General features: G+C 36.9%; 17 protein-coding genes. 11 read left to right on the forward strand and 6 right to left on the reverse strand.

The window, feature by feature from the left end:
* Window positions 1–21 precede the first annotated feature (21 nt).
* Window positions 22–639 carry a ribosome biogenesis GTP-binding protein YihA/YsxC gene (gene yihA / locus ACPT8O_RS08210; protein ID WP_005690705.1) on the forward strand — a complete coding sequence of 206 codons (618 nt, stop codon included), beginning with the start codon at window positions 22–24 and terminating at the stop codon, window positions 637–639.
* Between the two features lie 114 nt (window positions 640–753).
* Window positions 754–2283 (forward strand): YifB family Mg chelatase-like AAA ATPase, encoded by a 1530-nt coding sequence (locus tag ACPT8O_RS08215; RefSeq protein WP_005647634.1) that lies wholly within the window; start codon window positions 754–756, stop codon window positions 2281–2283.
* Between the two features lie 33 nt (window positions 2284–2316).
* Here the strand turns inward: ACPT8O_RS08215 and deoC are convergent, their stop codons facing one another.
* Window positions 2317–2988, reverse strand: a complete 672-nt coding sequence (gene deoC / locus ACPT8O_RS08220; RefSeq protein WP_005690707.1) for a deoxyribose-phosphate aldolase — start codon at window positions 2986–2988, stop codon at window positions 2317–2319.
* Window positions 2989–3097: 109 nt separating this feature from the next.
* On the opposite strand from deoC, the gene ACPT8O_RS08225 reads away from it, so the two are divergent.
* Both ACPT8O_RS08225 and rfaD read left to right on the forward strand, forming a co-directional pair.
* Entirely contained in the window at window positions 3098–3601 is a 504-nt protein-coding gene (locus ACPT8O_RS08225) for a protein disulfide oxidoreductase (protein ID WP_005686413.1), read from the forward strand.
* 52 nt (window positions 3602–3653) lie between these two features.
* Window positions 3654–4580 carry an ADP-glyceromanno-heptose 6-epimerase gene (gene rfaD, locus ACPT8O_RS08230; RefSeq protein ID WP_005690709.1) on the forward strand — a complete coding sequence of 309 codons (927 nt, stop codon included), beginning with the start codon at window positions 3654–3656 and terminating at the stop codon, window positions 4578–4580.
* Window positions 4581–4630: 50 nt separating this feature from the next.
* Here the strand turns inward: rfaD and xylB are convergent, their stop codons facing one another.
* Both xylB and xylA read right to left on the reverse strand, forming a co-directional pair.
* Entirely contained in the window at window positions 4631–6112 is a 1482-nt protein-coding gene (xylB, locus tag ACPT8O_RS08235; RefSeq protein WP_032826718.1) for a xylulokinase, read from the reverse strand.
* Between the two features lie 56 nt (window positions 6113–6168).
* Window positions 6169–7488, reverse strand: coding sequence for a xylose isomerase (gene xylA, locus ACPT8O_RS08240; protein WP_005690713.1), 1320 nt, complete (start codon window positions 7486–7488; stop codon window positions 6169–6171).
* A 233-nt stretch (window positions 7489–7721) separates the two neighbouring features.
* Here xylA and xylF point away from each other — a divergent pair, with 233 nt between their 5' ends.
* The 7 genes from xylF to waaF all read left to right on the forward strand — a co-directional run bounded on the left by xylF (window position 7722) and on the right by waaF (window position 16658).
* Window positions 7722–8720 (forward strand): D-xylose ABC transporter substrate-binding protein, encoded by a 999-nt coding sequence (gene xylF / locus ACPT8O_RS08245; RefSeq protein WP_021034920.1) that lies wholly within the window; start codon window positions 7722–7724, stop codon window positions 8718–8720.
* A gap of 50 nt (window positions 8721–8770) precedes the next feature.
* On the forward strand, window positions 8771–10282 hold the full coding sequence (gene xylG / locus ACPT8O_RS08250; RefSeq protein WP_021034919.1) for a D-xylose ABC transporter ATP-binding protein: 1512 nt from the start codon (window positions 8771–8773) through the stop codon (window positions 10280–10282).
* A 3-nt stretch (window positions 10283–10285) separates the two neighbouring features.
* A complete protein-coding gene (locus tag ACPT8O_RS08255; protein WP_041175296.1) occupies window positions 10286–11413 on the forward strand; it encodes a sugar ABC transporter permease in 1128 nt (375 codons plus the stop codon).
* A gap of 274 nt (window positions 11414–11687) precedes the next feature.
* Complete coding sequence (locus ACPT8O_RS08260) at window positions 11688–12860, forward strand: MalY/PatB family protein (RefSeq protein WP_021034917.1); 1173 nt, start codon at window positions 11688–11690, stop codon at window positions 12858–12860.
* Between the two features lies 1 nt (window position 12861).
* On the forward strand, window positions 12862–14268 hold the full coding sequence (nhaC, locus tag ACPT8O_RS08265) for a Na+/H+ antiporter NhaC (RefSeq protein WP_021034916.1): 1407 nt from the start codon (window positions 12862–12864) through the stop codon (window positions 14266–14268).
* 110 nt (window positions 14269–14378) lie between these two features.
* A complete protein-coding gene (locus tag ACPT8O_RS08270; protein ID WP_012054498.1) occupies window positions 14379–15542 on the forward strand; it encodes a XylR family transcriptional regulator in 1164 nt (387 codons plus the stop codon).
* A 75-nt stretch (window positions 15543–15617) separates the two neighbouring features.
* Window positions 15618–16658 (forward strand): lipopolysaccharide heptosyltransferase II, encoded by a 1041-nt coding sequence (gene waaF, locus ACPT8O_RS08275; RefSeq protein ID WP_011272387.1) that lies wholly within the window; start codon window positions 15618–15620, stop codon window positions 16656–16658.
* Window positions 16659–16766: 108 nt separating this feature from the next.
* Here the strand turns inward: waaF and ACPT8O_RS08280 are convergent, their stop codons facing one another.
* The 3 genes from ACPT8O_RS08280 to cysZ form a co-directional block, all read right to left on the reverse strand.
* Window positions 16767–17990 carry an MFS transporter gene (locus ACPT8O_RS08280; protein WP_005632805.1) on the reverse strand — a complete coding sequence of 408 codons (1224 nt, stop codon included), beginning with the start codon at window positions 17988–17990 and terminating at the stop codon, window positions 16767–16769.
* A 247-nt stretch (window positions 17991–18237) separates the two neighbouring features.
* Window positions 18238–19188, reverse strand: a complete 951-nt coding sequence (cysK, locus tag ACPT8O_RS08285) for a cysteine synthase A (protein ID WP_005690723.1) — start codon at window positions 19186–19188, stop codon at window positions 18238–18240.
* 98 nt (window positions 19189–19286) lie between these two features.
* Window positions 19287–20105, reverse strand: a complete 819-nt coding sequence (cysZ, locus tag ACPT8O_RS08290) for a sulfate transporter CysZ (protein ID WP_005690724.1) — start codon at window positions 20103–20105, stop codon at window positions 19287–19289.
* Window positions 20106–20132: the final 27 nt, after the last annotated feature.

Genomic DNA, 20132 nt, shown 5'->3' on the forward strand with positions numbered 1-20132 from the left:
CAATTTTTAAAAGGAATACTTATGTCTGAAATTAAACTTAATTACCACAAAACCCACTTTTTAACGAGCGCGCCGAATATTCGTTCCATTCCTGAAGATACGGGCATTGAAATTGCGTTTGCGGGTCGTTCAAATGCAGGAAAATCGACCGCACTTAATGCACTAACCAATCAAAAAAATTTAGCGCGCACCTCAAAAACACCGGGGCGCACGCAATTGATTAACTTATTTGAAGTGGAACCAAATTATAAATTGGTGGATTTACCAGGCTATGGTTATGCTGCCGTGCCAGAGCAAATGAAAATCCAATGGCAAAAATCCTTGGGCGAATATTTGCAAAAACGAGAATGTTTGTCGGGATTGGTTGTGTTGATGGATATTCGCCATCCGCTTAAGGATCTTGACCAACAAATGATTGAATGGGCGGTTTCAGCAGATTTACCGATACTTTTATTGCTTACTAAAGCCGATAAATTGAGCCAAAGTGCACGTAGTAAACAAGTAAAAATGGTGCGTGAAGCAATTCTTCCATTTCAAGGCGATATACAAGTTGAGGCTTTTTCTGCACAAAATAAAATTGGTATTGATAAATTGGCGGCGAAATTAGATTTTTGGTTTTCGCCACTTTTTGCGAAATAAAATATGAATTTTGCGATCTAGATCGCAAAAAAAGCACGGAATGAATGATTTCATTACGTGCTTTTTTTATAGTGCAAAAACTATCTTCATTTTTACCGCACTTTAAGGATTATCATGTCCCTTGCTATTGTTTACAGCCGTGCTTCTATGGGTGTGCAAGCACCGCTAGTCACCATTGAGGTGCATTTAAGCAACGGAAAACCAGGATTTACACTTGTTGGTTTGCCAGAAAAAACCGTGAAAGAGGCACAAGATCGGGTGCGTAGTGCGTTGATGAATGCACAATTTAAATACCCAGCCAAGCGTATCACAGTGAATCTCGCCCCTGCGGATTTACCGAAAGAAGGCGGAAGATTTGATTTGCCTATTGCTATCGGGATTTTAGCTGCATCAGATCAGCTTGATGCAAGCCGTTTAAAGCAATTTGAATTTGTGGCAGAGCTTGCGCTGACGGGCCAATTGCGTGGCGTACATGGTGTGATTCCCGCTATTCTTGCAGCGCAAAAGTCAAAGCGAGAGTTAATTATCGCGAAACAAAATGCTAATGAAGCCTCGCTCGTGTCTGATCAAAATACTTATTTTGCTCAAACGCTTTTAGATGTAGTGCAATTTCTCAATGGTCAGGAAAAATTACCCCTCGCCACTGAAATTGTGAAAGAAAGTGCGGTAAATTTTTCAGGTAAAAATACGTTAGATTTAACGGATATTATCGGACAACAGCACGCTAAACGAGCATTGACCATTGCCGCAGCGGGGCAGCATAATTTGCTCTTTCTTGGCCCACCGGGTACAGGGAAAACCATGTTAGCCAGCCGTTTGACAGGGCTTTTACCTGAAATGACAGATTTAGAAGCGATAGAAACAGCATCTGTAACGAGTTTAGTTCAAAACGAGTTAAATTTTCATAATTGGAAGCAACGTCCTTTTCGCGCACCACACCATAGTGCATCAATGCCGGCTTTAGTTGGTGGCGGAACGATCCCTAAACCTGGCGAAATATCCTTAGCAACAAATGGGGTGCTTTTTCTTGATGAACTTCCAGAATTTGAGCGAAAAGTGTTAGATGCACTACGCCAGCCTTTGGAAAGTGGTGAGATTATTATTTCTCGTGCCAATGCAAAAATTCAATTCCCAGCTCGTTTTCAATTAGTGGCAGCGATGAATCCAAGCCCTACAGGCCATTATACTGGGACACATAACCGCACTTCACCACAGCAAATTATGCGTTATTTGAATCGACTTTCAGGGCCATTTTTAGATCGTTTTGATTTATCTATTGAAGTGCCTTTACTGCCACAAGGTAGCTTGCAAAATACGGGCGATCGTGGCGAAACCAGCGTGCAAGTTCGTGAAAAAGTGTTAAAAGTACGTGAGATTCAAATGGAAAGAGCGGGGAAAATCAACGCTTATTTGAACAGTAAAGAGATTGAGCGTGATTGCAAGTTAAATGATAAAGATGCCTTTTTCCTTGAAAAAGCACTGAATAAACTTGGGCTTTCTGTACGGGCTTATCATCGTATTTTGAAAGTTTCTCGAACCATTGCCGATCTACAAGGAGAACAACAAATTTCTCAACCGCACTTGGCGGAGGCCTTGGGCTATCGAGCAATGGATCGTTTGCTGCAGAAATTGTCGAATATGTAAAAACGCGTGGAAAGAATACCACGCGTGAAAGGATTAGTAAGTGCTTTGAGTGTCTTGCGTACCGCTAATAATTGCAATGCCAGCGCTTGCACCAATGCGAGTCGCACCCGCCTTAATCATTGCAAGTGCAGTTTCAGTATCACGCACACCACCTGATGCTTTAACACCAATATTGCCGACCGTTTGTTTCATCAATGCAACATCTTCTACAGTTGCGCCGCCTTTATTGAAACCCGTTGATGTTTTAACAAAAGCTACACCGATTTCTTTACAAATTTCGCAGGCTTTCACTATTTCATCTTTAGTGAGCAAACAAGTTTCTAAAATTACTTTTAATGGCGTGCCATTACAAGCATTAAATACAGCTTGAATATCTTGTTTTACTGCATCCCATTTTTGCGATTTTATCCAACCTACATTAATTACCATATCAATCTCATTTGCACCCGCTTTAATAGCTTCTTGCGTTTCAAATGCTTTGACAGAGGTTAAATTCGCCCCCAAAGGGAAGCCAACTACGGTACAAATTTTTACATTTGAGCCAGCAAGTTTTTCTTTAGCGAGTGGAATATAACCAGAATTGATACATACAGAATAAAATCCATGTTCAATCGCTTCATTACAGAGTGTCGAAATATCTTGTTCATTTTTTTCTGCGGTAAGTGCGGTGTGGTCGATATATTGAGCAAGTTGATTTGATGTCATTATTTTCCTCCTTTATTTATGTTTTACCTATTGTAGCAAAAATTCTTTATTTTTGACTATGGTTGTACGCTCAATTACAATCATCTCAACAAGATAAGGAATAAATAAAATGAAGATTAAAAAATTACTCAAGAATGGATTATCCCTCTTTTTAACTTTTATTGTGATAACTAGCATACTGGATTTTGTTCGTCGCCCTGTAGTGCCAAAGGAAATAAATAAAATCACGTTACAAGATCTTCAAGGGAGTACGTTCTCTCTTGATAGTCTTGATCAAAACAAACCCACATTACTTTATTTTTGGGGAACTTGGTGTGGTTATTGTCGTTATACTTCGCCAGCAATTAATTCTTTAGCAAACGAAGGCTATCAAGTTGTATCGGTGGCATTACGCTCAGGCAATGAGGCGGACGTAAATGATTATTTAAGTAAGCATGACTACCACTTCACTACGGTTAATGATCCTAAAGGGGAATTTGCAGAACGATGGCAAATTAATGTGACACCCACAATTGTGTTGTTGAGTAAAGGCAAAATGGATCTTGTTACGACAGGCCTTACGAGTTATTGGGGATTAAAAGTGCGGTTGTTTTTCGCAGAGTTTTTTGGCTAAGCGGTAGAAAATCTATTACAATACGCAAACTTATTTTAAAGAGGACAGAATTATGATTATTGTAACAGGCGGCGCTGGTTTTATTGGCAGTAATATTGTCAAAGCATTGAATGATTTAGGGCGCAAAGATATTTTAGTGGTGGATAACTTAAAAGATGGCACGAAATTTGCAAATTTAGTTGATTTAGACATCGCAGATTATTGCGATAAAGAAGATTTCATTGCTTCTATTATTGCGGGCGATGAATTTGGCGATATTGATGCGGTATTCCACGAGGGGGCATGTTCTGCGACTACGGAATGGGATGGTAAATACATTATGCACAACAACTACGAATATTCTAAAGAGTTGTTGCATTATTGCCTTGACCGTGAAATTCCTTTTTTCTATGCCTCAAGCGCAGCAACTTATGGAGACACCAAAGTATTCCGTGAAGAACGTGAATTTGAAGGCCCATTAAATGTGTATGGCTATTCTAAATTCTTGTTCGATCAATATGTGCGTAACATTTTGCCAGAAGCAAAATCGCCAGTATGTGGTTTCCGTTATTTCAATGTTTACGGGCCGCGTGAAAATCATAAAGGTTCAATGGCGAGTGTGGCATTCCACTTGAATAACCAAATCTTAAAAGGCGAAAATCCAAAATTATTTGCAGGCAGCGAAGGATTCCGCCGTGATTTTGTTTATGTAGGCGATGTGGCTGCAGTGAATATTTGGTGTTGGCAAAATGGTATTTCGGGTATTTACAACCTTGGTACAGGAAATGCAGAAAGTTTCCGTGCGGTGGCTGATGCGGTAGTGAAATTCCACGGAAAAGGCGAGATTGAAACCATTCCATTCCCAGAGCATTTGAAATCTCGTTATCAAGAATATACTCAAGCAGATTTAACTAAACTTCGCTCAACAGGCTACGATAAACCATTCAAAACAGTCGCGGAAGGCGTGACTGAATATATGGCGTGGTTGAATAGAAAATAAATTATTAATGTAGTAAATCCCCTATAGCTTATCGGCATAGGGGATTTTATTTAATATAATTGTGATAAATGTATTAAATAACGCTCATAAGCACTTTGATAATTTTTCACCTGTGATAAGTTGGGATAAGCTTTTGAGTTTTCATCTAAGTGAATGAAGGTTTCGCATAAAAATTCCAGTTCTCCTTCTCCATTTGCCCACATAGCTTGAATTGCTCCTCCTAATGCAGCAGCTTCTTCTTCCTGCAAACATACCACTTCAGAATTCATCACATCAGCAATCATTTGCCGCCAAAATGAGCTTTTCGCGCCACCTCCAATTAGGCGAATTTGTGAGGTTTCGAGGCCAGCTTGACGAAATAAATCTAAGCCATAGCGAAGCGTAAAAGTAGCACTTTCCATCATTGCTCGACAAAGATTTTCTCGTGTGAAATTACTTGAATCTAATCCTAAAATGCTCGCTTTTGCATTGGGTAAAGGTGGAACTCTTTCACCATTAAAGAATGGCAAAATAGTGATGCCATTCGCGCCAATAGGTGCTTGTTGAGCAAGTTGATTTAATTCTTCAATATCAATATTGAGCAAATTCATTAGCTGTTTATTTGAGGAGGTTATATTCATTACACAAACCAGTGGTAACCAGCCATTATTACTTGAACAAAAATTTGCGATCATTGGTGGTAAATTAAGCAATGGCTTTTGCGTATAAGCATACAAGGTACCAGAAGTACCGAGACTCATCGTAGCAATCCCTTCTCGAATATTTCCTGTACCAATTGCTCCCATCATATTATCGCCTCCACCTGTGGAGACGATGACATTCTCATTAAAACCAAATAAAGTCGCAATTTCAGGTTTAATCACACCGATTTTTTGTTCAGCAGAAAGTAATTTTGGTAACACTTCATCCATATTTAATTCTGGTGCAAGATATTTGAAGACTTCTCTTTTCCATTCTCTTTTCACAACATCGAAATAACCACTACCAGAAGCATCACCAAATTCAGTGCAGAATTTTCCTGTTAGCCAATAATTTAGATAATCGTGTGGCAGCATGATTTTGCGAATATTGGCAAATTTGTCAGGATAATTTTGACGAAACCAACTTAGTTTTGAAGCTGTGTAACCAGTTTGGCAAATGATGCCTAATTTTTCAAATACGGCTGTTTGTCCGCCTAATTTTTCGATCAGTATATCATTTTCCGTAGCGGTTTCTGTATCACACCAAAGCTTAGCCTTATATAGAGGACGATCGTTTTTATCTAACATTACCAGTCCATGTTGTTGTCCTGAAATGCCTATTCCCTTCACTAAATTAGGTGAAAAGTGCGGTGAATTTTTTGCTTGTTTCAATGCAATTTGTAATGCTTGTTGTAATGCCTCAATCCACCAATTTGGTTGTTGTTCACGTCTTCCATTGGATTGTGTAATTAATTCATGTTTTGCGTAACCAACTCCAATCACTTTTTTTTGGACAGAATCAAGCACTATTGCCTTTGTTCCTTGTGTGCCACAATCAATTCCTATATACATAATGTCTCCTAAAATAAAAAAGTGCGGTGAAATACAACCGCACTTTTGCTTCATTTTTAGCTATAAATAACTTGGTTTACCAAATTTTCCAAATATTCTTGCTGACCTGAAACTGGTTTTGGTGCTAAATCTTTTTGTTGGACAAGTTGCGCAAGTGTTTCAAGTGAAGTTTTACCTTGCAAAATATGCTGACCAAGTTCACTATTCCAACCTGCATAGCGTGCATTAACAATTTTTTGTAAGGTTTTCTCTTGTAACATTTTTGCTGCACGTTTTAAGGATAATGCCAATACATCAATTGCACCGATATGAGCGTAAAATAAATCATAAGGATCAATACTTTGTCGGCGAATTTTCGCATCAAAATTAAAGCCTCCAGTAGTAAAACCGCCATGTTTTAAAATTTCATACATAACTAACGTATTTTCTTCAACACTATTTGGGAATTGGTCGGTATCCCAGCCTAATTGTGGATCGCCACGATTAGCATCAATTGAGCCAAAAATATCTAATGCACAAGCTGTTGCAATTTCATGTTGAAAGGTATGGCCAGCAAGCGTCGCGTGGTTAGCTTCAATATTAACTTTAATTTCTTTTTCTAAACCAAATTGTTTTAGGAAACCATACACTGTTGCCACATCATAATCATATTGATGTTTAGTTGGTTCTTGCGGTTTTGGCTCAATTAATAATGTACCTTTAAACCCAATTTTATGCTTATGTTCTACCACCATTTGCATAAAACGACCAATTTGTTCACGTTCACGTTTCAAATCGGTATTCAATAAAGTTTCATACCCCTCACGTCCACCCCATAATACGTAATTTTCTCCACCTAAACGTTGAGTGGCATTCATCGCATTAAACACTTGTGTTGCAGCCCAAGCAAAAACCTCAGGATTAGGATTGGTTGCTGCACCAGACATATAACGAGGATTAGTAAAACAATTTGCAGTTCCCCATAAGAGTTTTACACCCGTTTCTACTTGTTTGCGTTCTAAAATATCAACAATATGATGAAAATTTTGTACATATTCCCGCACTGAATTACCTTCAGGTGCAATATCAACATCATGAAAACAATAATAAGGCACGCCTAACTTATTCAAAAACTCAAAAGCAATATCGGCTTTTTGTTCTGCGCCAGCAAGCACATTTGGATTTTTCTGCCAACTTCGCTCCAAAGAACCTAGCCCAAACATATCATTCCCATTCCAGCAAAAGGTATGCCAATAACACACAGCTAAGCGTAAATGTTCAGCCATAGTTTTACCTAAAATTACTTGATTAGCATCATAATGTTTGAAAGCAAAAGGATTTGTGGATTTTTCTCCCTCAAAGGAGATTTTTTCAATTTTATCGAAATAGGTTGTCATAACATTTTCCTCTCTAGATGATGAAGTTTTTCCTATTTTTGTGAAAAACTAGCTTTTCATCAATTATGTTATTTAATTTTTCTATGTTGATTATTTACAACTGTGGAGTGGATCACAGTTGTGAAAAAACGTAATAATGGAGAAAGATTTTATAATTGAAAGCCTTTTTTAAAGTGTGAAAACTAACAACTGGAGCAATAACTAGTCCTTCACTTAACTATTGAGGTATCAATATGAAAATCAAATCAGCTTTACTTACCCTTGTTGGTGCATTAACTGTATTTAGTAGTTCTGCCCATTCCAAAGATCTTAAAATCGGTTTATCCATTGATGATTTACGTTTAGAAAGATGGCAAAAAGATCGAGATATTTTCGTAAACAAAGCAGAATCAATGGGTGCAAAAGTATTTGTCCAATCTGCGAATGGTGATGATTCAGCACAAATTTCTCAAATCGAAAATATGATCAATAAAAATATTGATGTATTAGTAATTATTCCTCATAACGGTGAAGTATTAAGTAACGTTATTTCTGAAGCTAAAAAGGAAGGAATAAAAGTATTAGCGTATGACCGTTTAATCAATAATGCAGATTTAGATTTTTATGTTTCCTTTGATAATGAAAAAGTGGGTGAACTACAAGCTAAAAGTATTGTGGCTGTAAAACCAGAAGGTAATTATTTTTTAATGGGGGGATCTCCTGTAGATAATAATGCAAAATTATTTAGAAAAGGGCAAATGAAAGTATTAGATCCTTTAATTGCCAGTGGGAAAATTAAGGTTGTAGGAGATCAATGGGTTGATTCTTGGTTAGCTGAAAAAGCGTTACAAATTATGGAAAACGCATTAACAGCTAATAAAAATAATGTGGATGCTGTTGTTGCATCTAACGATGCTACTGCTGGAGGTGCGATTCAAGCCCTTAGCGCACAAGGCTTATCTGGGAAAGTCGCAATTTCTGGGCAAGATGCAGATTTAGCTGCAATTAAACGTATTGTCAATGGCTCGCAAACTATGACTGTTTATAAACCAATTACGAAACTTGCAGATAAAGCGGCAGAAATTGCGGTTAAATTAAGTAAGAATGAAAAAGTAGAAGCTAATGCAGAACTGAATAATGGCTTAAAAAATGTTCCTGCGTATTTACTTGATCCTATCGCTGTTGATAAACGTAATATTAATGAAACTGTAATTAAAGATGGTTTTCATACTAAGGAAAGTATTTATCACTAACTTTAAGAGGGAAGAGAAAACTCTTCCCTTACCTCTTAGGGAGTTACGATATGGCATTGTTGGAAATGAAACATATCACAAAAAAATTTGGTGATGTGACCGCACTTCATAATATATCTATTGAATTAGAAGCAGGGGAAATTTTATCTTTATGTGGTGAAAATGGATCTGGAAAATCTACATTAATGAAAATACTTTGCGGTATTTATCCTTGTGGAGATTACAGCGGTGATATTTACTTTTCTGAAAGTGAACTAAAAGCAAGGAATATTAGAGATACTGAAGAAAAAGGCATTTCAATTATTCATCAAGAACTTACTCTCGTAAAGAATATGTCTGTATTGGAGAATATTTTTTTGGGTAACGAAATAACTCATAAAGGTTTGACAGCAGATAATGAAATGTACTTACGTTGCAAAAATTTATTACAGCAGGTGCAATTAGATGTCGATCCCAATACACGAGTAGGAGAATTAGGTTTAGGGCAACAGCAATTAGTTGAAATAGCTAAGGCCTTAAATAAACAAGTAAGACTTCTTGTCTTAGATGAACCAACGGCTTCACTTACCGAAAAAGAAACGGAAATTTTATTAAATCTTATTAAGGATCTTAAAGCACACAATATCGCTTGTATCTATATTTCCCATAAACTCAATGAAGTTAAGGCGATATCTGACAAAATTTGCGTCATTCGTGATGGTGAACATGTTGGAACGAAAGACGCTTCAACAATGACAGAAGATGACATTATCACCATGATGGTAGGTCGGGAAATTACCTCACTTTATCCACATGAACCTCATGAAATCAAAGATGAAATTTTACGAGTAGAAAATCTTTCTGCTTGGCATCCAATCAATACACATATTAAGCGTGTTGATAACGTAAGTTTTAGTCTTCATGAGGGGGAAATTTTAGGTGTTGCAGGTTTAGTTGGTTCAGGTCGTACAGACATGGTGCAATGCTTATTTGGGTCTTATGAAGGTAAGTTTGAAGGAAATATTTTTATCAATCAAAAACAAGTAAATATCAAAAATTGTGCCCAAGCGATTGAACATAAAATTGTGATGGTTCCTGAAGATCGGAAGAAACACGGCATTGTTTCTATTATGGGAGTTGGCAAAAACATTACGCTTTCTTCTTTAAAATCTTATTGCTTCGGAAAAATGGTAGTTAATGAAGCAAAAGAAGAACAAATAATTGGCTCAGCCATCAAACGACTAAAGGTGAAAACTTTTTCACCAGATTTGCCAATAGGACAACTTAGTGGCGGTAATCAACAGAAAGCGATCCTAGCAAAATATTTATTGTTAAATCCTAAAATACTGATTTTAGATGAACCAACAAGAGGAATTGATGTTGGTGCGAAATATGAAATTTATAAGTTAATTAACCAATTAGCACAAGAAGGGATTGCGATTATTGTCATTTCATCAGAACTACCAGAAGTTTTAGGCATTAGTGATAGAGTTCTTGTTATGCACCAAGGTAAACTTAAAGCTAGTCTTATCAATACTGCTCTTACTCAAGAACAAGTTATGGAAACAGCACTTAAGGAGTAATCTATGTTTAAGTTAAAATCCGTAAATTTACAAGTTTACATTATGTTAATAGCTATTGCCGTCATTATGGCATTCTTTAGTGTTGCTACTGATGGCGCTTATTTAAGTGCAAGAAATATTTCTAACTTGTTACGCCAAACTTCAATTACTGGCATTCTTGCAATTGGAATGGTTTTTGTCATTATTTCTGCTGAAATTGACTTATCTGTTGGTTCACTTATGGGCCTACTGGGCGGATTTGCAGCTATTGCCGATGTTTGGTGGGGCTTCCCATTACCTGTAACTATTATTGCAACAATTGCTCTTGGTTTAATTTTTGGTATTTGGAATGGTTGGTGGGTGGCTTATCGCAAAGTGCCATCCTTTATTGTTACACTTGCAGGTTATCTCGCATTCCGTGGAATTTTGATTGGTTTGACTAATGGCACAACTGTATCTCCTATTAGTGGAACTATGATAGTTATTGGGCAAGGTTATTTATCAGATATTGCAGGGTTTATCTTAGGTGGTATTGCAGTTATTGGATTTGTTCTTTGGGGAAATTATCAACGTAGAAGTCGCCAGCAGCTTCAGCTGGAAGTGTCTGCATTATCAAAAGATTTTACGAAATATGCTTTGTTTGCAGTAATTGTATTAGGAGCAATTTATTTACTTAATGATTATCGTGGCATTCCATTTCCTGTTTTAGTACTGGCAGTTCTTGCAATCTTAGGGTTATTCCTCTCTCGTAAAACTTCATTCGGCCGCCACGTTTATGCGATTGGTGGCAATATTGATGCGGCAAAATTATCTGGTATCGATGTAGAGAAAACAAAACTGATTATCTTTGCAATGAATGGTGTGTTAGTTGCAATAGCAGGGTTGATTTTAAGTGCTCGTTTAGGTGCAGGCTCACCATCGGCAGGGCAAAATGCAGAACTAGATGCGATTGCAGCTTGTGTAATTGGAGGGGCAAGCTTAGCGGGTGGTGTAGGAAGTGTGTTTGGGGTTGTTATTGGCGCACTTATCATCGCATCGCTTGATAATGGTATGAGTATGCTTGATGTGCCAACTTTTTGGCAATATATTGTCAAAGGTGCCATTTTGTTACTTGCTGTATGGATAGATACTAGTAATAAGAAAAAGATGTAATTATTAATTTTAAACCGTCATTTATAAAATGGCGGTTTTTTAATTTTATAGAAATGGTTACCTAACATACTGCTTTCTAGATGATGAAGTTTTTCATCTTCTTATGAAAAAACAAGTTCTTATCCGTTACATTATTTAATTTTTTATAGTGATTATTTACAATTGTGGACTAGATCACAGTTGTGAAAAAACGTAATAGATAAAGTAGTTTTAGTAATTTTAATTCTTTTCTTCTTTGACTAAAGTAAATTTGCTTTATACATCAGGAGGAATAATGAATAATTTTTATAATTTTGATGTGATTATTGATCGCCTAAATACATTTAGTGCTAAATGGAATGTAGATAATGATATTATTCCAATGTCTGTTGCGGATATGGATATTCCAGCCCCTCAGATAATGATAGATGAATTAGAAAAATTTAATCGTTTAGGAATTTATGGTTATACTGAATTACCAGCCGACTATTACAAGATAATCAGTGATTATATTTTCGAACAATATCATTATTCTGTTCTCTCTGAAAAAATTGTATTTTGCCCAAAAATAATCCAAGCCGTATCTATTTATATACGAGCATTTACAAAAGAAACTGATGGGATATGTATTCTATCACCTTCATATGGTCCAATATTAAACACGATAAAATTAAATGACAGAAAATTATATAAATGTCCTTTGGTTTATGAGAATAGAAAGTATCGTATTGATTTTAATTTATTAGAGGAATGTTTTGAACATTCTAAAGTATTTGTTTTAATTTCTCCTCATAACCCAACTGGAACGATTTGGAATAAAGAAGTCCTTATTAAAATTATAAACTTAGCTAAAAAACATAATGTATTTATCATTTCCGATGATGTCCACGCAGACTTTACACTAACAAATGACTCCCATTATTTAATATCATCATTAGATGAATGGGTAGCAAATCACTCAATGATCTGTTTATCCCCAGCAAAAACTTTTAATATTCCTGGATTAGAAATAGCTAACCTAATTATTGAGAATAAAGATATTCGAGAAAAATTTATAAAAGAAATGATGGCATTAGGTATACATAATCCAAATTATTTCTCTATACCAGCTATTATTTCGTTATATAAATATTGTACTGACTGGGTAATCTATCTAAAAGAATACATAAAGAATAATAAGAAGATAGTAAAAGAATTTTTCAATGAGTATATTCCATTATTAGATATTACTGAAAGTGATGGAACTTATTTACTTTGGATAAACTATAAAAAGCTAAGTATAAATGAAAATGAATTAGCTTATTGGATTAATAATTTATCAAGAGTAAAAGTATCTTTGGGGAGTGAGTTTAGCAAAGAGGGAGACGGTTTCTTTCGTATGAATGTCGCTATGCCTAGAGAAAAATTATTAGAAGCATTGAATCGAATCAAAAATGGGTTTTGTTTATTAAACAATAGGGAGATTTAATATGAAAACCACTCATCGCACAAGAATGCCAACAACATTAGAAGCTTTTTCACCAATCATTGTGATGCTATTACTGTTAGGACTTGGGTATGCTTTATTTGATTTGCCAGCAGAGCCATTAATGATTATTTCAACGGTATTTGCTGGTTTTTTAGTTATTAAATTAGGTCATTGCTATTTAGATATTTTAGACGCCATTTCAGAAAAAATAGCTAAAACAATGCCTGCGCTATTAATTTTAATTACTGTAGGATTATTAATTGGAACTTGGATTAGTGGAGGAACAATTCCTATGATGATCTACTACGGACTAAAAGCGATATCACCAGAATATCTTTATGTGACAGCCTTATTCCTTACTGCTATTGTTTCCATTTGTACTGGAACCTCTTGGGGGGCAGCAGGGACTGTTGGTGTGGCATTTATGGGAGTTGCGATTGGATTAGACGCCAATTTGGCTGCTACGGCAGGTGCTGTGGTCGCTGGTGCGTATTTTGGAGATAAATTATCGCCATTATCTGATACAACCAATATTGCATCCGCAGCTGCTGGCGTAGATTTATATGAGCATATCGCTCACTTACTTTATACAACATTACCATCCTTTATTCTTTCGGCTACTGTCTATGTGGTATATGGTTTAAACTACGATTTTTCTAATGTGGCGACTCCAGAAAAAGTAAATACAATGATTCATGAGTTAGAGCAAGTTTATCATTTTAACTTTCTATTACTTATTCCAGTCGCTATTGTATTATGGGGATCTATTACTAAGAAACCGACTATTCCAGTAATGTTATTATCAGCATTTATCTCAATTATTAATGCTATCTTAATTCAAAAATTCTCTCTATCTGATGTGATTAATAGCGCAGTTAATGGATTTGATACCTCAATGATTCACCATACTTCAGTTAGCTCTGATTTAAGTCGTTTGTTGAATCGTGGTGGAATGAACTCAATGATGGGAACACTATTAATTTGTTTCTGTGCATTATCATTTGCAGGTGTATTACAATTGAGCGGTGCATTAACCGTGATTATTCAAAAATTACTCACCTTTGTTCATTCAACTCTTTCTTTGATTATTACAACGATTCTTTGCGGTTTAACAATGATTGGGGTTACTTGTAATGGGCAAATTTCTATTCTAATTCCAGGAGAAATGCTTAAAGATGCGTATGTAGAAAAAGGATTACATCCAAAAAATCTAAGTCGAACAGCAGAAGATTCCGCAACAATTATTGAACCTATTTTGCCATGGACTGCCGCAGGTGCATATATGGCAGGCACATTAGGTGTTGCAACATTGTCTTATTTACCTTGGGCAATTTTATGTTGGAGCGGTATTATCTTTGCTATTATTTATGGTGCAAGTGGAATAGGTATTGCGAAGCTAAAAAAATAAATGTGGTATTGATATAAAAATGGCCAGTTATTCTGGCTATTTTTATCTTGAAGCTAAATATCTTTTCTATTATAACTTAAATAGCAATTTCCCATAGATAAGGATATAAAATGACGGAACAATACTACAAAATTGCCCTCTTATTTAATGCAAACAAAGTATATGATCGGCAGGTGGTGGAGGGTATTGGACAATATATTCAGGCATCGCAATGTATGTGGGATATTTTTGTAGAAGATGAATTTATCTATCATACTGATACCATTAATCAACTTTCTATTGATGGCATTATTGCAGACTTTGATGATCCAAAAACTGTTGAATTATTGCAACACACCCTTATTCCTACTATAGCAGTTGGTGGATCTTATAAACAAGCTGATTTTTATCCGCACTTTCCTTATGTAGCAACAGATAATATGGCATTGGTTGAAATGGCTTTATCTCATTTACAGGAGAAAGGACTGTCACAGTTTGCATTTTATGGTTTGCAAGTAAATACTCATAAGCATTGGTCTATAGAACGAAGAGATGCTTTTGTGGAGTTGATGGAGAAAAATCATTACCCTATTTACCTATATGAGGGTGTGCAGGTTCATGCTCAAAATTGGTTGGAAGAGCAACAAAAGCTAATTGTCTGGTTAAAATCTCTTCCTTCTCATACTGGTATTATTGCTGTTACGGATGCGCGTGCTCGTCATTTATTGCAGGCTTGTGAGTACAGTAAAATTGCTGTACCTGAAGAGCTTTGTGTGGTTGGTATTGATAATGAAGAATTGATCCAATATTTATCGCGTGTGTCCCTTTCCTCCGTAGAACAAGGCACGAGAGAGATTGGTTATCAAGCTGCGAAATTATTACACAAATTACTCAATGGTCAAAAAGTTTCACATACCCCTATTTTAATTCCACCGATTACCGTTCACTCTCGAAATTCTACAGATTATCGATCATTAACAGATCCGCTTGTCATTCAAGCAATGCATTATATTCGTCATCGTGCCTGTCATCGAATTAAAGTAGAACAAGTTTTAGATCATCTTGAAACCTCACGTTCTAATCTTGAACAACGTTTTAAGAATGAAATGAATAAAACAATTCACCAAGTCATCCACGAAGAAAAAATTTCCCGAGCAAAGAATTTATTACAACAAACAGATATTTCTATTCAAGAAATTGCTGAGATTTGCGGCTATCCATCAATTCAATATTTTTACTCTGTTTTTAAGAAAGAATTTGAAATGACTCCTAAAGAGTTTCGACTAAATTGTTAAAGGAGCATATTTTTATTCAACTCTGTGCCATAATAACAAGTATTTTTGACCGCACTTTTATCTGAAAGACAGAAAATGAATATTCTAATTATTGGCCCATCTTGGGTTGGCGATATGATGATGTCGCACAGTTTGTACCAGCAACTGAAAATTCAATATCCAAACTGCAATATTGATGTGATGGCACCGAATTGGTGTAAGCCTTTGCTTGCGCGTATGCCAGAAGTGCGTAAGGCGATTGAAATGCCATTAGGGCACGGAGCCTTTGAATTGGGAACGCGTTATCGTTTAGGTAAGGCATTGCGCAATCAATATGATATGGCGATCGTATTACCAAACTCCTTGAAGTCAGCTTTTATTCCCGCTTTTGCAAAAATTGCGGTGCGTCGTGGCTGGAAAGGGGAAAGCCGTTATTTCTTGCTTAACGATTTACGCAATAATAAACGTGATTATCCTATGATGGTGCAACGTTATGTCGCGTTAGCTTTTGAGCAAAATGCGGTACCGAAAGCGGCTGATATTCCTGTTCTAAAACCTTATTTAACCGTTGATCCCACTCAACAAGCTGAAACCTTAAAAAACTTTAAAAAACAAACCGCACTTTTAGGCGAGCGTCCAATTATTGGTTTTTGTCCTGGTGCGGAATTTGGCCCGGCAAAACGTTGGCCACATTATCATTATGCAAAATTAGCAGAAATGTTAATTACCCAAGGCTATGCTGTGGCGCTATTTGGTTCAGCTAAAGATGAACCAGTGGGAGAAGAAATTCGTCAAGCACTGCCAGAAGCGTTGCGTGAGTTTTGTGTCAATTTAGCAGGAAAAACCAACTTAAATGAAGCAGTGGATTTAATTGCAAATTGTACGGCGGTCGTGACCAATGACAGTGGTTTAATGCATATTGCGGCAGCAGTAAATCGTCCATTGATTGCACTTTATGGACCAACTAGCCCACAATATACGCCGCCGCTTTCAGATAAAGCAACGATTATTCGTTTAATTGAAGGTGGATTGATTAAAGTCCGTAAAGGCGACAAAGAGGGGGGGTATCATCAAAGTTTGATTGATATTACGCCAGAAATGGCATTAGAAAAATTGAACGAACTGTTGGCAAAATAATGAAAGTTTGCTTAGTGAAAAGAAAACTTATAAAGATATTACTTATAAGATGACTTGTTTCATAAAAAATGCTCGCACTTGGCGAGCATTTTTATCTTTTATATTTTCTTAGTCTAAGGCTTTACCTTTTAATTCAGGGATTAAGAAAATTGTCGCTAACATATCAATTACGTAGATAATCGCAAGTAGAGCGATGGCCGTTTGGAAAGAGTAAGCAAGTACAACTGCGCCCACAACTACAGGTCCAAATCCCCCTACGGCACGACCAATATTGAAAAGTACGTTTTGTGCCGTTGCTCGAGCTTCTGTTGGGTAGGCTTCCGCCATCAATGCACCGTAACCGCCCAGCATTCCGTTCACAAACATACCTAAAAATGCCCCAGCAAGAAGCATGATGTCAGGATCGGTAAGTTGTGAGTAAACCACGATACTTATCACTGCGCCTAATTGGAAAAGTAAGAAACTTGGTTTGCGTCCGATTCGGTCGGCGAGTTGTCCGAAAATCCAAATGCCAGCCATCATGCCGCAGACGGTAACGGCGGTCCAAAGCCCAGATTTAGTTAAACTGAATCCAAGTTGTTTTGATAAGAAATTAGGTAACCAAATCATAATGCCGTAATAACCGAAGTTTTGTACAGAAGTGAGTACGACGATACCAAGACTAATTTTGCTCGTGGCTTTGTCTTTAATCAGAAGCTGGAATGAACGTAATTTATCAGTAAAGCTGGATTGCGTTGAAAGTGCGGTTTGTTTTTGAGTGAAAATTTCAGGTTCGTGCAGATGAGAACGTAAGAACCAAGCGACAAATGCAGGGAAGATACCCACTAAGAACATTCCACGCCAGCCAATATGCGGGAGCAATAATGGTGTAAGCAACGCAGCACCTAACACACCAACTTGCCAACCCAATGCAACATAAGATGCTGCTTTCGCTCGGTGGCGTGCAGGCCATGCTTCTGCTGCTAGAGCCATCCCAATTCCAAATTCACCGCCTAAGCCAATACCAGCAATTGTGCGATAAATCAGTAAATCCCAATAACCTTGTGCAATCGCACATAAACCAGTAAACACCGCAAAAAGAAGAATAGTCCAAGTCAGTACGCGTACACGACCGTATTTATCGCTTAATGCACCAAATAAAATGCCGCCAAATACGGCACCAATCAGAGTCCAAGTTACGAGAGATCCACCTTGGGCAGGTGTTAGATTTAAGTCTGCGGAAATTGCACTAAGCATGAAACCTAAAATGAGAAGATCGAAACCGTCCATTGCATAGCCGACGGCAGAGCCAATTAAGGCTTTCCAGCCATAACTGTTTACTTTGTTTGTCATGATGTGTCCTTTTGTTACTCGCGGGTAACATTTAAAGTGAAAAGAAAGATGATTAAAAATCGGTGGCTAGTTTACTGCATTAATAAAAAAATTCAATGAACAGAATATGAAAAGAAGAAAAAATTGATTTTGAATAAGAAGGAAAGGATAAAATAAGGGGATTAAACAATCTGATGTCATTCAGATTGAACTACTCTAGTCTTAATAAAAGTGCGGTAAAAATTCACCGCACTTTATTCTTTTTTGTTTATCCCTCAATCCCTTCAAACAGTGCTGTGCTTAAGTAGCGTTCAGAAGCTGAAGGCAAAATAACAACAATGAGTTTATCGGCAAATTCTGGTAATTTAGCTAAGCGATCTGCAGCCGCGACAGCTGCACCAGATGAAATACCTGCAAGAATGCCTTCTTCCGCCATTAAGCGACGAGCTGTGGCAAGTGCGGTATCACTATCAACAGTTTCTACGCGATCAATAATAGATAAATCTAAATTTTTGGGAATGAAACCCGCACCGATACCTTGAATTTTGTGTGGACCTGGTTTTACTTCTTCACCCGCTAAAGTTTGACTAATGACCGGAGATTCCACTGGCTCAACGGCAACAGAAGTGATTTGTTTACCAAAATCTAATTTAATCGCGCGAGAAATACCCGTAATCGAACCACCTGTTCCTACGCCAGCAACAACAACATCGACTTTGCCATCCGTATCTTTCCAAATTTCAGGCCCTGTTGTTTCTCGATGAATTTGTGGGTTGGCTGGATTTTCAAATTGTTTAAGCATGACATAGCGGCTTGGATCAGAAGCAACAATTTCTTCTGCTTTCGCAATAGCACCTTTCATTCCTTTTGCACCTTCGGTAAGCACTAAATTTACACCCAATCCGCACAATAAGCGTTTTCTTTCAAGACTCATTGTTTCTGGCATAGTGAGCGTGATTTTATAACCTCTAGCCGCCGCAACATAAGCCAAAGCAATGCCCGTGTTACCACTCGTTGCATCTACAATCTCTTTCCCTTTTGTGAGCGTGCCATCTTTTTCTGCTTGCCACACCATATTCGCCCCAATACGGCATTTTACGCTGTAGCTTGGGTTACGACCTTCAATTTTTACCACCACATTGCCGTTATGGCCAAAGTGTTTTAAACGCACAAGCGGCGTATTTCCGATAGAATAAGAATTGTCTGCATAAATTGTCATAATATTTCCCTTTCGTTGGACTTCGTTAATGTTGGTTTATTTATAGTACCGCACTTTTGATTAAAAAAATAGTTATTTGATCTATTTATAACTGTAGGCTATTTAACAATCCCTGTATTTTCTGAACGAACATCAAGCCCCGTTTGAGAGGAAAAAGATCTATTCATATTAAAACCTAAGTCATTACGATAATTTTCCACCCACATCAGCGTCGCACCACATACTGCAACAGGCATAATTAATAAATTAATCACTGGCACAAATGTGCAACAAGTAACCAATCCACCAAAAGTTAAACTTTGAGTTCGTTGATTGCCAAGTGCATTTTTCATGATATCAAAAGAGACTTTGTGATTATCAAAAGGATAATCACAATATTGAATTGCCATCATCCAACAAGTGAACAAGAAAGTAAGTACTGGCACGATGGTTTGCCCAACCAGAGGAATAAAACTCAGTAAAAATAAGGCGATAATTTTGGGTAGGCTATAACGTAATTTTTGCCACTCTCGAGCAAGCATACGAGGCACATCCCTCATTATATCCACGAGACTATCATCATTAATATTTTCCTCCGTCAGCATTTTTTCTACTTTTTCCGCCAACAAACCATTAAAGGGGGCTGCGATAAAGCCAGAAAACGTGGTAAAAGTAAAATAAAAGAGCAATAAAATCGTTAAAATCGAAAGTGTCAGTAAAATGACACTGAGAAAACTAAGCCAATCTGGAATAAAATTCATCACCCAATCAATAGCACTGCTGATTTGGCTAATAAAAAGCCAAAATAAACCACAAAGCAAAATGGTATTGAGCAAAATTGGAATAATAACAAACCGACGCAAACCTTTTTGTGTGATGAAATGCCAGCCCATCACAAAATAGTGGAAACCAGATTTTAATTCATTAAGATTTAACATTTTTCTTTCCTTTCAATAAAAATATGC

The sequence above is a fragment of the Haemophilus sp. HN_Hi08 genome, from assembly GCF_049824455.1.
GTDB lineage: Bacteria > Pseudomonadota > Gammaproteobacteria > Enterobacterales > Pasteurellaceae > Haemophilus > Haemophilus influenzae_D.